This is a genomic window from Streptomyces longisporoflavus (genome assembly GCF_014649775.1).
GTDB classification, from domain to species: Bacteria; Actinomycetota; Actinomycetes; order Streptomycetales; family Streptomycetaceae; genus Streptomyces; species Streptomyces longisporoflavus.
Window position 1 is genome coordinate 1 of the sequence record NZ_BMTR01000022.1, and the last position, 16623, is coordinate 16623.

Annotated in this window: 14 protein-coding genes; 11 read left to right on the forward strand and 3 right to left on the reverse strand. The window is 69.9% G+C overall.

The window, feature by feature from the left end:
• Positions 1-601: 601 nt before the first annotated feature.
• From IE226_RS33380 to IE226_RS33420, 9 genes are all read left to right on the forward strand, one after another.
• Entirely contained in the window at positions 602-1879 is a 1278-nt protein-coding gene (locus IE226_RS33380) for a M20 family metallopeptidase (protein WP_190085189.1), read from the forward strand.
• 274 nt (positions 1880-2153) lie between these two features.
• Positions 2154-3206: a BMP family lipoprotein gene (locus tag IE226_RS33385; RefSeq protein WP_229871682.1), complete on the forward strand. Its 1053-nt coding sequence runs from the start codon at positions 2154-2156 to the stop codon at positions 3204-3206.
• Positions 3207-3414: 208 nt separating this feature from the next.
• Positions 3415-4470, forward strand: coding sequence for a BMP family lipoprotein (locus IE226_RS33390; RefSeq protein WP_190085191.1), 1056 nt, complete (start codon positions 3415-3417; stop codon positions 4468-4470).
• A 239-nt stretch (positions 4471-4709) separates the two neighbouring features.
• Positions 4710-6326 (forward strand): ABC transporter ATP-binding protein, encoded by a 1617-nt coding sequence (locus IE226_RS33395; protein WP_190085281.1) that lies wholly within the window; start codon positions 4710-4712, stop codon positions 6324-6326.
• Positions 6323-7459, forward strand: coding sequence for an ABC transporter permease (locus tag IE226_RS33400; protein WP_190085192.1), 1137 nt, complete (start codon positions 6323-6325; stop codon positions 7457-7459). Before IE226_RS33395 ends, IE226_RS33400 begins: the two co-directional genes overlap by 4 nt.
• Positions 7456-8718 (forward strand): ABC transporter permease, encoded by a 1263-nt coding sequence (locus tag IE226_RS33405; RefSeq protein ID WP_190085193.1) that lies wholly within the window; start codon positions 7456-7458, stop codon positions 8716-8718. Before IE226_RS33400 ends, IE226_RS33405 begins: the two co-directional genes overlap by 4 nt.
• Entirely contained in the window at positions 8715-9104 is a 390-nt protein-coding gene (locus IE226_RS33410; RefSeq protein ID WP_190085194.1) for a cytidine deaminase, read from the forward strand. The genes IE226_RS33405 and IE226_RS33410 overlap by 4 nt, the downstream gene beginning before the upstream one ends.
• A 109-nt stretch (positions 9105-9213) precedes the next feature.
• Positions 9214-10491 carry a thymidine phosphorylase gene (locus IE226_RS33415; protein WP_190085195.1) on the forward strand — a complete coding sequence of 426 codons (1278 nt, stop codon included), beginning with the start codon at positions 9214-9216 and terminating at the stop codon, positions 10489-10491.
• A 210-nt stretch (positions 10492-10701) separates the two neighbouring features.
• The gene (locus IE226_RS33420; RefSeq protein ID WP_229871683.1) at positions 10702-11061 is read left to right on the forward strand and encodes an STAS domain-containing protein; all 360 of its coding nucleotides are present in this window, start codon (positions 10702-10704) and stop codon (positions 11059-11061) included.
• Here IE226_RS33420 and IE226_RS33425 read toward each other — a convergent pair.
• Together IE226_RS33425 and IE226_RS33430 are read right to left on the reverse strand one after the other, a co-directional pair.
• A complete protein-coding gene (locus IE226_RS33425; protein WP_190085197.1) occupies positions 10948-11955 on the reverse strand; it encodes a sigma-70 family RNA polymerase sigma factor in 1008 nt (335 codons plus the stop codon). The two genes, IE226_RS33420 and IE226_RS33425, sit on opposite strands and share 114 nt — an antisense overlap.
• Before the next feature lie 139 nt (positions 11956-12094).
• On the reverse strand, positions 12095-13399 hold the full coding sequence (locus IE226_RS33430; protein ID WP_190085198.1) for an MFS transporter: 1305 nt from the start codon (positions 13397-13399) through the stop codon (positions 12095-12097).
• A gap of 62 nt (positions 13400-13461) precedes the next feature.
• Here IE226_RS33430 and IE226_RS33435 point away from each other — a divergent pair, with 62 nt between their 5' ends.
• Positions 13462-14460 (forward strand): LysR family transcriptional regulator, encoded by a 999-nt coding sequence (locus IE226_RS33435; protein ID WP_190085199.1) that lies wholly within the window; start codon positions 13462-13464, stop codon positions 14458-14460.
• A 76-nt stretch (positions 14461-14536) separates the two neighbouring features.
• Here IE226_RS33435 and IE226_RS33440 read toward each other — a convergent pair whose 3' ends face one another.
• Positions 14537-15301 (reverse strand): alpha/beta hydrolase, encoded by a 765-nt coding sequence (locus IE226_RS33440; protein ID WP_190085200.1) that lies wholly within the window; start codon positions 15299-15301, stop codon positions 14537-14539.
• 114 nt (positions 15302-15415) lie between these two features.
• Here IE226_RS33440 and IE226_RS33445 point away from each other — a divergent pair, with 114 nt between their 5' ends.
• A complete protein-coding gene (locus IE226_RS33445) occupies positions 15416-16585 on the forward strand; it encodes an adenosine deaminase (RefSeq protein ID WP_190085201.1) in 1170 nt (389 codons plus the stop codon).
• Positions 16586-16623 lie beyond the last annotated feature (38 nt).

The following is a 16623-nucleotide window of genomic DNA, read 5'->3' on the forward strand; positions in this document are numbered from 1 at the left end:
GTCGATACCACGGCGCCTGGTCGAGAGTCCCGCTCCCGGGCCGTCCGGTCGTCTTCCCTCGCGCGGTGGAGGGACGGGAGTCAAGGGTGGAGCGCAGCGCAATCGGCGCAGCCGACGCGCAGCGCAGCGGAGCGCCCTTGACGCCCGGCCCGGAACCGCCAAACTCCAGGGAACCGGACGGCACCGGCAACCCACACCGTCGCCGGACCAGCACAGCCCCCGCTCCGGCACGGCACCGCACCGCACCGCACGACGGACGTACGCGCATGTTTCCGGCCCTCCGTGGTACCTGTGGAGTGGCTTGGCCACAGCCGGGGGCAGGTGCCGCAGGGCCCTCTGTCCGTTCGCGGCATCTGTGCCATCCGCAGTGCCATCCGCAACGAATTCGGGTGGCGGACGGTTCGTCTACGGAAGGGCGGCGCGCTACGGCGTACGCATATGACCAGTGCCTTGCCCCCTGAAAGGGCCGGGAGTTTACCCCTCTCAAGTAGCGCTCATGCGCCTCGCGGCCACTTTTTCTTACCCTATCGGGCTGAACTTTTGTTGATCGTGGGTCAGTTGGCCCACGGCGAGCCCTACCCTTCAGAGGGTGAACCAACTGATGTCACGAGATTCCGAGCGCGAGTCCGAGCGCGAGTCCGAGGCCGATCTGCCCGGCGAATCCGCAGGGGGCGCATCCGGGGGAGCCGCACTCCCCGGCACCCTCCCGGCCGCCCTGCGCAGCGAACTCATCGCCTTCCGGCGCGACTTGCACATGCATCCCGAGCTCGGCAACCAGGAGTTCCGTACCACCGCGGCCCTCAAGGCCCGGCTCGAAGACGCGGGGCTCCGGCCGCGCGTACTCGACATCGGCACGGGCCTCGTCTGTGACATCGGCACCGAGGAGTGGGACGGCGTACGCCCCATGCTCGCCCTGCGCGCCGACATCGACGCCCTGCCCATTCCCGACACCAAGACCGGCGTCCCGTACCGCTCGACCGTGCCCGACCGCGCCCACGCCTGTGGGCACGACGTGCACACCACCGTGGTGCTCGGGGCCGGGCTAGTCCTCGCGGAGTTGGCGAAGGAAGGGAAACTGCCGCAGCCCGTGCGGCTGATCTTCCAGCCCGCGGAGGAGGTCCTGCCCGGCGGCGCGCCCGACGCCATCGAGTCGGGGGTGCTCAACGGCGTGGGACGCATCGTCGGCGTGCACTGCGACCCGCGCGTCGACGCCGGGAAGATCGGGCTGCGGCACGGCCCCATCACCTCCGCCTGTGACCGGCTCGAGGTTTCGCTCGACGGCGCAGGGGGGCACACCGCGCGGCCCCACCTGACGACCGACCTGGTGACCGCCGCCGCCAAGGTCGTCACCGAGGTCCCCGCCCTGGTCGCCCGGCGTATCGACGCCCGCTCGGGGCTCGCGGTGACCTGGGGCCGCATCGAGTCCGGGCACGCCTGCAACGTCATCCCGCAGCACGCCGAACTCTCCGGCACCGTCCGCTGCCTGGACCTCACGGCCTGGCGGCAGGCGCCCGACCTGGTGCACGGCGCCGTCCAGGAGATCGCCGACCTCTACCGCGCCAAGTCCGTGGTGAATTACATCCGTGGCGTGCCGCCCGTCGTGAACGACCCCGACGTGACCGACCTGCTGCGCGACTCCATGGAGCTGCGGCGCGGCACGCACTCCGTGGAGGACACCGAACAGAGCCTCGGCGGCGAGGACTTCTCCTGGTACCTGGAGCACGTGCCCGGCGCCATGGCCCGCCTCGGCGTCCGTACGCCCGGCGAGCGCACCGTTCGCGATCTGCACCAGGGCGACTTCGACGCGGACGAGTCGGCGATCACGGCGGGCGTCGAGATGTTCACCGCGGCGGCGCTGCTCGACGGCGCGCACCGGTAACCACCGCTATCGGCCGGTTACGACGGACCCGTTCACCCGGACGTAACCGGCCCTCGGCACGAATAGGTAACGGCAGTGCGAAACCCCGTTCCCCTCCCTTTCTACGCGCGTTACTGTGCGCCGCAAACAGGCCCCGCCAAGGGTGCTCTGGGGAACGTGAGGGGTGCGTCCTATGCGTCTTCGTCGAGGATCTCGAGGATCTCGTGCAACCGGCGGAACCCGTGAAAACGGTGGAACCCGTGGAGCACGGGCATCAAGGCTTTCCCTAGTGGCCGTGGGCGTGGCTTCTCTCGCCCTCGCGGCATCAGCATGCGGCAAGACCAGCAGCGAGGCGTCCTCGGACGACGACGGCAAGGACGACAAGGCCGGAGGTTCGTCGAAGTACGACGCCAAGGGCATAGGCCTCGCGTACGACATCGGCGGGCAGGGCGACCAGTCGTTCAACGACGCCGCCTACGCCGGATACGAGAAGGCCCGCAAGGACTTCAAGATCGGCGGCGTCGACATGGAGCCCGGCGACGGCGAGTCCAGCGCCGACAAGGTCCAGCGCATCGAGCAGCTGGCCAAGCAGGGTTACGACCCGGTCATCGGGGTGGGCTACATCTACGCCCCCGCCATCAAGGAAGTGGCCTCGAAGTTCCCGAAGACCACCTTCGGGATCATCGACGACAACACCGTCAAGGCCGACAACGTGGCCGACCTGGTGTTCCACGAGGAGCAGGGGTCGTATCTCGCGGGCGTCGCCGCCGCGAAGGCGACCAAGGCCGATCACGTCGGCTTCATCGGCGGCGTGGACATCCCGCTCATCCACAAGTTCGAGGCCGGCTTCACGCAGGGCGTCAAGGACACGAACCCCAAGGTCAAGGTCGAGAAGCAGTACCTGACCGAGAAGCCCGAGGACGGCGGCTTCTCCAGCCCCGACAAGGGAGAGAACGCGGCCAGCGGCCAGATCGAGTCGGGCGCCGACGTGCTCTACCACGCGGCGGGCCTCTCTGGGCAGGGCGTGATCCAGGAGGCCGGCTCGCAGAAGGTGTGGGCGATCGGCGTCGACTCCGACCAGTACAAGCAGAAGGCCCTGGCCAAGTACAAGGACTACATCCTGGGCTCGGCGCTCAAGGACGTCGGCGGCGCTGTCTACGACCTGACGAAGTCCGTCGTCGAGGGCAAGCCGATCACGGGCGAGCAGCGCTACGACCTGAAGTCGGGCCGCGTCGGGTTCTCCGACACGAACCCGAAGTACACGGCGATGAAGGACGTGGTCGCCGCCGTGGAGAAGGCCGAGAAGGACATCGTCGACGGCAAGGTCACCGTCAAGACCACTCCGTAGCCGACTTCGTGACCGGTGGGGCGCCCCTTGCGTGAGGGGCGCCCCACACTGCGTACATGCTCGCGCAACCTCGCGGCCACAGCTCGATAACGGACGGGACAGAAGGGTTCTTATGTCGGGTCTACGCGCGTTACGCTGCGGCGAAATCAGCGCCAGGTGAGGCGCTCGTACGTGCTTGTGCTTGCTTGTACATAAGGAGTTCCTCTCTATGCGCCGGGTTTCCCGAATTGCCGCAGCGGGCGTCGCGACCGCCGCACTCGCCGTATCCGCCACCGCCTGCGGCGGCACGTCCAGCGACGCCGCCGGTTCCAAGAACGACGGCAAGAGCAAGGGCGTCGCCATCGCGTACGACGTCGGCGGCAAGGGCGACCAGTCCTTCAACGACGCCGCGACGGCCGGTATGGACAAGGCCGCCAAGGACCTGAAGATCGGCAAGAAGGCCGTCGAGCCGAACGACGGCGAGTCCGACGCCGACAAGGCCCAGCGCCTCACCCAGCTGGCCAAGCAGGGCTACAACCCGGTGATCGGCGTCGGCTACGCCTACGCCCCCGCGGTCAAGGAGGTCTCGGCGAAGTTCCCGAAGGTCACCTTCGGCATCGTCGACGACGAGACCGTCAAGGCCAAGAACGTCGCCGACCTGGTCTTCAGCGAGCAGGAGGCGTCCTACCTCGCGGGCGTCACCGCCGCCAAGACGACCAAGAGCAAGACCGTCGGCTTCGTCGGCGGTGTGGACGTGCCGCTGATCCACAAGTTCGAGGCCGGCTTCACGCAGGGCGTCAAGGACACGAACCCCAAGGTCAAGGTCGTCAAGCAGTACCTGACGGAGAAGGCCGAGGACGGCGGCTTCACCAGCCCCGACAAGGGCAAGACCGCCGCGCAGGGCCAGATCGAGGACGGCGCCGACGTGGTCTACCACGCCGCCGGTCTCTCCGGTCAGGGCGTCATCGAGGCCGCCGCCGCCAAGAAGGTCTGGGCGATCGGCGTCGACTCCGACCAGTACAAGCAGGACGCGCTCGCCAAGTACAAGAAGTACATCCTGACCTCCGCGACGAAGGACGTCGCCGGTTCGGTGTACAACCTGGCGAAGTCCGTCGTCGACGGCAACGCCGAGGGCGGCGTCGTCCGCGCCGACCTCAAGTCCGGCGGTGTCGCGCTCGCCGACTCGAACCCCGAGTTCAAGAAGAACGCCGACCTCCAGGCTGCCCTGAAGAAGGCCGAAGAGGGCATCACCAGCGGCAAGATCAAGGTCAAGGCGACGCCGTAACGGCAGTCGTGACGGCCGTCGTAACGACAGTCGTGACGGCAGTCGTGACGGCTGCGGCGACCGCTTCGACGGCGCTCGCCACAGCCGTAACAACAGCGTGATGGTCGCGGCACGGGGTGTGGGGGACGATGGTTGCCCCCGCGCCCCGTTCGCGCGGCCCACAGCCCAACTCCCGTCGAACCAGGGGCGCTACGCGCGTAGGTGGCCCCTTTCCTGAGGATTCCCGAGGAGAGTGCGCCATCGACGCGTCCACAAGCCCCGAGAAGGGCACGGCAACGGCCCGGGCCGTTGCCGTTGAACTCAACGGCATCACCAAGCGCTTCCCGGGCGTCGTGGCCAACCACGACATCCGCCTGATCGTCCGCAAGGGCACCGTGCACGCCCTCGTCGGCGAGAACGGCGCGGGCAAGTCGACCCTGATGAAGATCCTCTACGGCATGCAGAAGCCGGACGAGGGCACCATCGCGGTCGACGGCACCCGGGTGAGCTTCTCCAGCCCCGCCGACGCCATCGCGCGCGGCATCGGCATGGTCCACCAGCACTTCATGCTCGCGGACCAGCTCACGGTCCTGGAGAACATCGTTCTCGGCAGCGAGAAGCTGCACGGCATCGGCGGCGCGGCCCGCCGCAAGATCGCCGAGATATCCGAGCGCTACGGCCTCGGGGTCCGCCCCGACGCCATGGTCGAGGACCTCGGCGTCGCCGACCGGCAGCGCGTGGAGATCCTCAAGGTCCTCTACCGCGGCGCCACCACGCTGATCCTCGACGAGCCGACCGCGGTCCTCGTGCCGCAGGAGGTCGACGCGCTCTTCGACAACCTGCGCGAGCTGAAGTCCGAGGGCCTGTCCGTCATCTTCATCTCCCACAAGCTGGGCGAGGTCCTCTCCGTCGCCGACGACATCACCGTCATCCGGCGCGGCACGACGGTGGGCACGGCGATCCCCTCCGAGACGACCCCGCGCCAGCTCGCCGAGCTGATGGTCGGCAGCGAGCTGCCCACCCCGGAGACGGCCGAGTCGACGGTCACCGACCGGGCGATGATCGAGGTCGACAAGCTCAAGCTGCTCGCCGACGGCGAGTCCGGCCGCGCCCTCCTCGACGACATCTCCTTCACCATCCACGAGGGCGAAGTGCTCGGCCTCGCGGGCGTCGAGGGCAACGGCCAGACCGAGCTGATCGACGCGCTCATCGGCCTCAAGCACGCCGACTCCGGCGTCATCCGCATGGCGGGCGAGGACATCACCGACCTGGCCACGCGCCACCGCCGCGAGCAGGGCATCGGCTACATCCCCGAGGACCGCCACCGCCACGGCCTCCTCCTGGAGTCGCCGCTCTGGGAGAACCGCATCCTCGGCCACGTCACCGAGAGGCCGAACGCGAAGGGCTTCTGGCTCGACCCCAAGGGTGCCCAGGCCGACACCCGGCGCATCGTCGAGCAGTACGACGTCCGCACCCCCGGCATCGACGTCACGGCGGCCTCCCTCTCCGGCGGTAACCAGCAGAAGCTGATCGTCGGCCGCGAGATGAGCCACAAGCCCCGCTTCCTGATCGCCGCCCACCCCACCCGCGGTGTGGACGTCGGCGCGCAGGCCCAGATCTGGGACCAGATCCGCGAGGCACGCCGCGAAGGACTGGCCGTCCTGCTGATCTCGGCGGACCTGGACGAGCTGATCGGCCTCTCCGACACCCTCCGCGTGATCTATCGCGGACGGCTCGTCGCCGACGCCGACCCGGCCACCGTCACGCCGGAGGAGCTCGGCTCGGCCATGACGGGTGCCGCCTCCGGCCACCTCGAACACGTAGAAGAAGACCCCGAAGAGGGCTCTGCCGACGCTTCGGAGGACGAGGCCCGATGAAGAAGTTCGACAAGGAGCGCGTGCTCCTCGCGGTGGCCGGACCGGTCATCGCGCTCGTCGTGGCCGTGGCGCTGACCTCGGTCGTGCTGCTCGCCTCGGGCAAGAACCCGATCGAGCCGTACACCCTGATGCTGGAGCAGATCAGCTACTCCGACGTCCAGGTCCTGACCATCAACCAGGCCGGGATGTACTACCTGGCCGCGCTCGCGGTGGCCGTCGGCTTCCGCATGAACCTGTTCAACATCGGCGTGGACGGGCAGTACCGCCTCGCCGCGATGACCACCGCCGTGGTCGGCGCGCACGTCGCGCTTCCGGCTCCGCTCCAGATCCCGCTCCTGATGCTGGTCGCCATGCTCACCGGCGCCTTCTGGGCGGGCATCGCGGGCATCCTGAAGACCACCCGCGGGGTCAGCGAGGTCGTCGCGACGATCATGCTCAACGCCATCGCGACGAGCGTCATCGGCTACATGACCCTCACCGAGAACTTCGGTGTCCCGGTCGGCAACAACCAGACCACCGGCGAGATGCACGAGTCCGGCTGGTTCCCCGGCATCAGCATGGGCGAGTCCGGCGAGATCTACGGCTTCGTGATCATCGCCGCGCTGGCGGGCGTCCTGTACTGGGTGATCCTCAACCGCACCCGCTTCGGCTTCGACCTGCGTGCCACCGGCGCCTCGCCGTCGGCCGCCGCGGCCTCGGGCGTCAACGCCAAGCGCATGGTGCTCAGCGCGATGCTGATCTCCGGCGCGGTCGCGGGCCTCGCGGGCATGCCGATCCTGCTCGGCGACACCCACACCTACAGCCTCAGCTTCCCCGCCGGGCTCGGCTTCACCGGCATCGGCATCGCCCTGCTCGGCCGCAACAACCCGGTCGGCATCGCGTTCGCCTCGCTGCTCTGGGCCTTCCTCGACAAGGCATCACCCGCCCTCGACTACGCGACCCCGGTCGCGTACGACAAGGAGATCGCGGTGATCATGCAGGGCCTCATCGTGATCGCGGTCGTCGTCTCGTACGAGGCCGTACGCCGTTGGGGCCTCAAGCGCCAGCAGCGCCGCGTCGGCGAGGAACTGGCCGCCGCCGCCCGTGACAACAACGGCAACAACGACACCGTGAAGGAGGTGGCTGCCCGATGAGCTCGGCAACCGTAGCCAAGCCCCCGGCCAAGCAGCCCGCGCCGGGCCGCCGCCGCATATCGCTCCCCGTCCTCCTCCTGATCATCGCGGGCGTGCTCGTCCTGACGTCCGTGGTCCGGCTCATCACCGACGCGAACGGCATCACCTCCACCGGCCAGATGTCGACCGCCCTGCGCCTCGCCGTGCCGATCGGCCTCGCGGGCCTCGGCGGTCTGTGGGCCGAGCGCGCGGGCGTGGTCAACATCGGCCTCGAAGGCATGCTCATCCTCGGCACCTGGTTCGGCGCCTTCGCCGGCTACCAGTGGGGCCCGTGGGTCGGCATCCTGTTCGGCATCCTCGGCGGCGCGCTCGGCGGTCTGCTGCACGCGATCGTCACGGTCACCTTCAACGTCAACCACATCGTCTCCGGTGTGGCCATCAACATCCTCGCCCTGGGCGTCACCCGCTACCTCTCCACCTTCGCCTTCGAGAGCAAGGAGGGCGGTACGTCCAAGCAGTCGCCGCCGGTGGACTCGCTCGGGGAGTTCTCCGTGCCGGGCCTCTCCGACTGGTTGCAGGACCTGAACGAGAAGCACTGGTTCCTCGTGTCTGACATCGCCGGCCTGCTCGGCGGCCTGTTCACGAACCTGTCGCCGCTCACCGTCATCGCCATCGCGATGGTGCCGCTGAGCTGGTGGGTGCTGTGGCGCACGTCGTTCGGTCTGCGCCTGCGCTCCTGCGGCGAGAACCCGGTCGCGGCCGAGACCCTCGGCGTGAACGTCTACAAGTACAAGTACCTCGCGGTGGTCATCTCCGGCGGTCTCGCCGGACTCGGCGGCGCCTTCCTCTCCCTGGTCGCCTCCAACATCTACCTGGAGGGCCAGACCGGCGGGCGCGGCTACATCGGCCTCGCCGCCATGATCTTCGGCAACTGGATGCCGGGCGGACTCGCGCTCGGTGCCGGCCTGTTCGGTTACACCGACAGCCTGAAGCTCCGGGGTGGCGGCACGAACGTGCACGCGCTGCTCCTGCTCCTCGCGATCCTGCTGGTCATCGGCGCGATCTACCTCGTATGGCGCAAGCGGTACATCCCCGCGGTGATCACCGCGGCCGTCTCGGCGCTGATGTTCGCGTGGTACGGCTTGACCGACGAGGTGCCCAACCAGGTCGTCACCGCGACGCCGTACGTCGTCACGCTGCTCGTGCTCTCGCTCTCCGCCCAGCGGCTGCGGATGCCGAAGGCGGACGGCCAGCCCTACCGAAAGGGTCAAGGAACGTGACCGAGACCGACTGGGACGCGCTGCGGGACGCGGCGCGCGAGGCCATGTCCCGTGCGTACGCGCCCTACTCGGGCTTTCCGGTCGGTGCCGCCGCCCTCGTGGACGACGGCCGCACGGTGTCGGGCTGCAACGTCGAGAACGCGTCGTACGGCCTCGGTCTGTGCGCCGAATGCGGCCTCGTCTCGCAGCTCCAGCTCACCGGGGGCGGCCGACTGACGCACTTCACCTGCGTCGACGGCAAGGGCGAGATCCTGATGCCGTGCGGTCGCTGCCGCCAGCTGCTCTACGAGTTCGGCGGCCCGACGCTCCTCCTGGAGACGGCCGCGGGCATCCGGTCACTGGGGGACATGCTGCCGGACGCGTTCGGTCCGGAGCACCTCAACTGAGAGCCGGCCCCTGCCTGTTGTGGATCTTCGGGCGGGGGCCGCCTTCATCGCGCGGCTCTATGCGCGTAGAGTCGCCTCACCGTTTTAAGGCGCAAAGAGGGGTTATGCCATGGACGTCATCTCCGTGATTCGTACGAAGCGGGACCGGGGCGAGCTGAGCGGCGAGCAGATCGACTGGGTCATCGACGCGTACACCCGTGGCGTGGTCGCCGACGAGCAGATGTCCGCCCTCGCCATGGCGATCCTCCTGAACGGCATGAACCGCGGCGAGATCGCCCGCTGGACGGCCGCGATGATCGCGAGCGGCGAGCGCATGGACTTCTCGTCCCTGTCCCGCCCCACCGCCGACAAGCACTCCACGGGCGGCGTCGGCGACAAGATCACGCTGCCGCTCGCCCCGCTGGTCGCGGCGTGCGGCGCGGCGGTCCCGCAGCTGTCGGGCCGGGGCCTCGGCCACACGGGCGGCACCCTGGACAAGCTGGAGGCGATCCCGGGCTGGCGCGCGCTCCTCTCGAACGAGGAGATGCTGTCGGTCCTCGACGGCGTGGGCTCGGTGATCTGCGCGGCGGGCGACGGCCTGGCCCCGGCGGACAAGAAGCTGTACGCGCTGCGGGACGTGACGGGCACGGTGGAGGCGATCCCGCTGATCGCCTCGTCCATCATGTCGAAGAAGATCGCCGAGGGCACGGGCTCGCTGGTCCTGGACGTGAAGGTCGGCACCGGCGCGTTCATGAAGACGCTGGAGGACGCGAGGGAACTGGCGTCGACGATGGTGGGCCTGGGCACGGACCACGGCGTACGCACGGTCGCGCTCCTCACGGACATGTCCACGCCGCTCGGCCTGACGGCGGGCAACGCCCTGGAGGTCCGGGAGTCGGTGGAGGTCCTCGCGGGCGGTGGCCCGGCGGACGTCGTCGAGCTGACCCTCGCCCTGGCGCGGGAGATGCTGGACGCGGCGGGTCTGAAGGACGTGGACCCGGCGAAGGCGCTGGCCGACGGCTCCGCGATGGACGTGTGGCGCCGGATGATCTCCGCCCAGGGAGGCGACCCGGACGCCACGCTCCCGGTGGCCCGCGAGACGCACGTCGTGACGGCGCCGTCGTCGGGCGTCCTGACCCGCCTCGACGCGTACGACGTGGGTGTCGCCGCGTGGCGCCTGGGTGCGGGACGTGCGCGCAAGGAGGACGTGGTGCAGGCGGGGGCGGGGGTGGAGCTGCATGCGAAGCCGGGCGCGGCCGTGACCGCGGGTCAGCCCCTGATGACCCTGCACACGGACACTCCCGAGCGCTTCGAGTACGCCTTGCAGGCGGTGCAGGGCTCCTTCGACATCGCCCCGGAGGGCACGGGCTTCGCGGCGACGCCGATCGTGCTGGACCGGATCGCGTAGGGGCTTTCCCCGCTCCTCGAGCGCCGGAGGGGCTGGATTTTCAGCCCGTCCGGCGTTTGAGGACGAACTCGGCGAAGCCGGTGATGACGGTACGCACAAGGCCCTCGCGCCGGCGAGTTTTCGGGAAGGGGCGGGGTTGGGGAAAGGCCCGCCGCAGGCGCAACGGCGGACCTACCGATGAGTTCCAGCCCCCCGCCCAGTCATCCCCACGTGAACCCCAACCCGCACCCAACCCTGACCCTCACCGGCACCCTCGACCGAGAGGTCACGCAGCGCCTCTGCGAAGAGGCCCGCGCCGCGCTGCAAGCGACCGGCGCGGACGTCCTCGACTGCGACGTGGCGGGCGTGGGCCCGCCCGTGCTCGCCGCGATCGACGCCCTCGCGAGACTCCAGCTCACCGCCCGCCGCGCGGGCGGCCGGATCCGCGTACGGAACCCGGCCCCGCACCTGCGCGAGCTACTGGACCTCGTCGGGCTCCCCATTGAGGTCGAGATGGGCCGGCAGGCCGAACAGCGGGAACCACCGGGGCGTGTCCAGGAAGCAGTGGAAGCCCGCGATCCGCCCCTCTGAGATCTCGATGACCTGAACCGCCCACGGTGCGTACCCGCCGTTCTCCGGGTCGGGCTTGTAGTGGGCGAATCCCGGCGTGCCGTTGACGTTGACCGGGAAGAGCCGGCTGTTCGCGCAGGAGGCGCCGATGGTCGACATGAAGCCGGTGATGTCGGACGTGCCGCGCAGCCACAGGTCGAACGGGGGCATCGTCATGATGGCGTCTTCGTGCAGCAGCGCCGTCAGCGCCGCCATGTCGTAACCCTCGAAGGCCGCGACGTACCGCTCGAGCAGCTTCTGCTGTTCGTCGTCCAGGGGATCGGACACCGCCGTATCGTCCCCCGGCCCCTCGGCCAGCGTCGCCCGCGCCCGCTGCAACGCGCTGTTGACGGAGGCCACCGAGGTGTCGAGCAGTTCGGCCGCCTCGCTGGCCTTCCACGCGAGGACCTCGCGCAGGATGAGCACCGCCCGCTGTTTGGGCGGCAGTTGCTGCAGGGCGGCGACGAACGCGAGCCGCACGGACTCCTTGGCCACGGCTGCCTCCGCCGGGTCGCTGACGGACGGCAGCATGCGCGCGTCCGGCATCGGCTCCAGCCATACGTTGTCCGGGCGGGGGGAGAGCGCTGCCTGCGCCAGCGGAGCCGCCGCCGTCAGGTCCATGGGCCGGGCGCGGCGGTTTCCCGCGTTCAGCATGTCCAGGCAGACGTTCGTCGCGATGCGGTACAGCCACGAACGGAGGCTGGAGCGGCCTTCGAACTTCTCGTAGCTCCGCCAGGCGCGGACCATGGTGTCCTGCACCGCGTCCTCCGCCTCGAAGGCCGAGCCCAGCATGCGATAGCAGTACCCGGTCAGTTCGACCCGGTGTTTCTCCAGCGTGACGTCCAGTTCGGACGTCGTGCCTGCGATGTCAGTCATCCCAACCCACCCCTGCGGCTGCCACGAATGTCCCGGCACTTCGGAAGCTACCGCAGCCCACTGACAACGGCCCCCGGAGTCGGAAAACCCGCAGGTGGGAGAGGGCCGCCCGGACGGCTGGCAGACGGCCGGCGGACAGCTAGTGCGCCGCCACGAGCCCCCGCCGCCGCTGCTCCCGCTCCTGGACGCGTGCCGCGTGCGACCCCCACACGGTGATGGACGCGACGCCGAGCACCGCCAGGAGCCCGAGGCCCACCGTCCCGGCCCAGCCCCCGGCGTGGAACGCGACCGCGCCGAGCGTGCCGCCCGCGCTGGAGCCCAGGTAGTACGCGGACTGGTAGAGCGCCGATGCCTGTGCGCGCCCCGCGGTGGCCGTACGGCTCACGGACGAGGAGGCGACCGCGTGACCGGCGAAGAACCCGGCGGTGATCAGGACGAGCCCGAGCAGCACCATGACCAGGGAGTCGGAGAGGGAGAGCAGCAGACCGCCCGCCGTCGTGCTCACCGCCAGGTACAGCGCGCCGCGCCTGCCGAGCCGCGTCACCAGCTTCCCCGCGGCGGCCGACGAGACCGTACCGACGAGGTAGACCAGGAAGATCGAGCCGATGATGCCCTGCGGGAGCGAGAAGGGCGCCTCGGTGAGGCGGTAGCCGATGACGGTGTAGACCGCGCCGAACACCGTCATGAACAGCGCGCCGATCGCGTACAGCCTGCACAGCAGCGGGTTGGAGAGGTGCGAACGGATCGTGCGGCCAAGGGCCTTGGGGTTGAGCGACCCGGCCGTGAAGTGGCGCGGCGCGGGCAGCAGCGCGCGGAAGGCGAGTGCGCACAGGACGGCCACGACACCCACCACGCCCACGGCCACGCGCCAGCCCCATGCCTGCGCGACCCAGCCGGTGATGATGCGCCCGCTCATGCCGCCGATGGAATTGCCCGCCACGAACATGCCGATCGCGGCGACCAGCGCCTTGGGCCTGACCTCTTCCGCGAGGAAGGCCATCGCGGACGCCGGAAGCCCGGCGAGGGCCGCGCCCTGCACGGCACGCAGCGCGATGAGCACGCCGATGGAGGGCGCGAAGGGGACGAGCAGCCCCACGACCACCGCGACCGTCAGCGAGACCGTCATGAGCGTGCGCCGCCCGAACCGCTCGCTGAGCGCGCTCAGGGGCAGGACGAAGAGGGCCAGAGCGCCCGTCGCCGCCGACACCGTCCAGCTCGCCGTGCTCGCGGTGACGCCGAAGTCGGCGGAGACGAGGGGGAGCAGCGCCTGCGTGGAGTAGAGGAGGGCGAAGGTGGCGACACCCGCGAGGAAGAGGGCGAAGCTCATGCGCCGGTAGCCGGGGCCGCCGGGGTTCAGGCGCGTGTCGGCGGGTTCGGTCTGCGGGGACGACGGGGTGAGGGCGGCCGCGTGGGTGGCGGACGCCCCGCTACTGGCAGGAGGCATACGTCGAACGTAGGCACACACGACTCATCCGTCCAATGCATGGACTGGCCATAATCGTTCCCATGGTGCATGAGCGCAGTTCAGAGCGGCGTCTGTCGCAGAGCAGTTACGCAGGAGACATCGGAGCGGCGGCGTCCGCGCCGGCCGAGCTGACCCCGGAGTCCTGGTCCGCGCTGCTCTCGCCGCGCCTCGCGTACTTCGCGGGGGTCGCGCGGACCGAGCATGTGACGCGGGCCGCACAGGAGATGCAGGTCCCGCAGTCGACGCTCTCGCGTGCACTGGTCCGCCTCGAACAGGACCTGGGCGTCGACCTGTTCGCGCGCCACGGCCGCACGGTGTCCCTGACCCCGGCGGGCCGTACGTTCCTCGCCTCCGTCGAGCGGGCGCTCGGCGAGGTGGAGCGGGCCGCGGAGTCCGTACGGGCGGACGCGGACCCCGCGTCGGGCAAGGTGGCCTTCGGGTTCCTGCACACGATGGGCTCGGAGACCGTCCCCGGCCTGATCCGCGCCTTCCGGGCCGATCATCCGAGGGTCCGCTTCAGCCTCGTACAGAACTACGGGGAGGCGATGATCGAGCGCCTGCGGGCGGGCGAGCTGGACCTGTGCCTGACCTCGCCCGTGCCGGACGCGCCCGATCTGGTGGCCCGCCGCCTCGACGAGCAGCGGTTGCGCCTGGTCGTACCGGACGAGCACCGCCTCGCCTCCCGCAAGCGGGTGCGTCTCGCGGAGGCGGCGGAGGAGGCCTTCGTGACCCTCGAACCGGGCTACGGCCTGCGCCGCATCACGGACGACCTCTGCCAGGAGGCGGGCTTCAAGCCCCGCGTCGCGTTCGAGGGCGAGGAGGCGGAAACGCTGCGGGGCCTTGTAGCGGCGGGCCTGGGCGTCGCCCTGCTCCCGCCACCGGCCGTCCCCCGGCCGGGAGTCGTGGAGCTGACGGTGACGGGCCAGCGGGCGGTACGGGAGATCGGCGTCGCCTGGCTGGACGGCCACCCGGACACGCCACCGGTGGCGGCATTCAAGAAGTTCCTGCTGGGCAGGCGGGGGCGGCTGCTGCCGGAGTAGCGGGGCGTTCGTCCTCGAACGGGCCGAAATCCTTCGGCCCGTCCGGCGTTGAGGACGCCGTAACGCGCCCCGCTCCTCAGCGTCGCATCGACTTCCCGAAGCCGGCGGCGAGCGGCATGCGCAGTCCCAGCGGCGGCGGTGCCGCCAGCGCGTCCTCCAGGGGGCGTGCGTACGCGTGCCCGAAGAGCGAGCCCATCACGAAGTCCGATGCCAGGGCCTGCACTTCGGCCTGGTGCTGGTGCAACCGGTGGCGATCGGAGTGGACTTCGAACCGGCACACCTCCCGGTTCGCCTTCTTCGCCCGCTCCGCGAGCCGGAACGAGAGCTCGGGGTCGGTCCGCTCGTCGTTCGTGCCGTGCACGATCAGGACCCGTCGCCCCGCGAGCTGCTTCACCGGTTCGGGAGGGGCGGCCACATCGTCCTCGGGCAGCCAAGGTGCCAGCGCGAGAACGGAGTTGACGGCCTCGTGGCCGCTGGCGCGCAGTGCGGCCCGGCCGCCCATGTCCATGCCGACGAGGCAGATCGAGACGTCGCCGTAGAGGCGTACGACCTCGTCCGCGGCCCACTCCGCGTCCCGTGCGAGATGCGCCTGCGGCCCGTTCCAGCCGCGGCAGCGGTAGTGCACGACGTGCGCCGCGAGCCCCTCGGCGCGGCCGTCCAGGGCGAGCCTGCGGCCGAGCGCGCGCACCGCGTTCGCGGCGAACGGGGACGGCTTGCGGGCGGAGGTCTCGTGGCCGCCGGGGAGCAGCAGCACAGCGCCGCTGACCGCCGTGGGCCGGGCGCCGATCACGCGCCCGAGCCTGGCAGCGCGCGCGGAATCGGGCGTCGCTTGCTGAGCCATGACAGAACAGTGTCAGAAGCAAGGGTGTACGCCACCCGTCCGCGGGGTCACTGTTACGTATCGACCCGTGAGATCCACCCGGCGATCTACGCGCGTAGGCGCTAGAGTGCCGAGATGACGAGCCAGACCACCAAAGCCGGTCAGACGGACCGCGAAACGCCCAGCGCCGACCAGATCCGCCGCGCCCCGAAGGTGCTCCTGCACGACCACCTCGACGGCGGCCTGCGCCCCGGCACGATCGTCGACCTCGCCCGCGAGGCGGGGTACGAGGGTCTGCCCGAGACCGACCCCGACAAGCTGGGGATCTGGTTCAGGGAAGCCGCCGACTCCGGTTCGCTGCCGCGCTATCTGGAGACCTTCGCCCACACCTGCGCGGTGATGCAGACGAAGGACGCCCTCAAGCGTGTGGCGGCCGAGTGCGCCGAGGACCTCGCCGAGGACGGCGTCGTCTACGCCGAGATCCGCTACGCCCCCGAGCAGCACCTGGAGCGTGGCCTCACCCTCGAAGAGGTCGTCGAGGCCGTCAACGAAGGCTTCCGGGAGGGCGAGCGGCGCGCGAAGGCCAACGGCCACCGCATCCGCGTGGGCGCGCTCCTCACCGCCATGCGCCACGCGGCCCGCGCCCTGGAGATCGCCGAACTCGCCAACCGCTACCGCGATCTGGGCGTCGTCGGCTTCGACATCGCGGGCGCCGAGGCGGGCTTCCCGCCCACCCGGCACCTCGACGCGTTCGAGTACCTCAAGCGCGAGAACAACCACTTCACGATCCACGCCGGCGAGGCCTTCGGCCTGCCCTCGATCTGGCAGGCCCTGCAGTGGTGCGGCGCCGACCGGCTCGGTCACGGCGTGCGGATCATCGACGACATCCAGGTCGCCGACGACGGCACGGTGAAGCTCGGCCGCCTCGCCAGCTACGTACGCGACAAGCGCATCCCCCTGGAGATGTGCCCCAGCTCCAACCTGCAGACCGGCGCGGCGACCTCGTACGCCGAGCACCCCATCGGCCTGCTCCGCAAGCTGCACTTCCGGGCCACGGTGAACACCGACAACCGTCTGATGTCGGGAACCAGCATGAGCCGTGAATTCGAGCATTTGGTCGGCACTTTCGGCTACACGCTCGACGACATGCAGTGGTTCACAGTCAATGCGATGAAATCAGCGTTCATTCCTTTCGATGAACGCCTGGCCATGATCAATGACGTGATCAAGCCCGGATATGCCGAGCTGAAGTCCGAATGGCTGTTCCGGCAGACCGCTTCCACCAGCGCTTCTGTCGATGTGTAACAGAATTTGAAGCAATGCGGACGCGGCCGGGAACATTA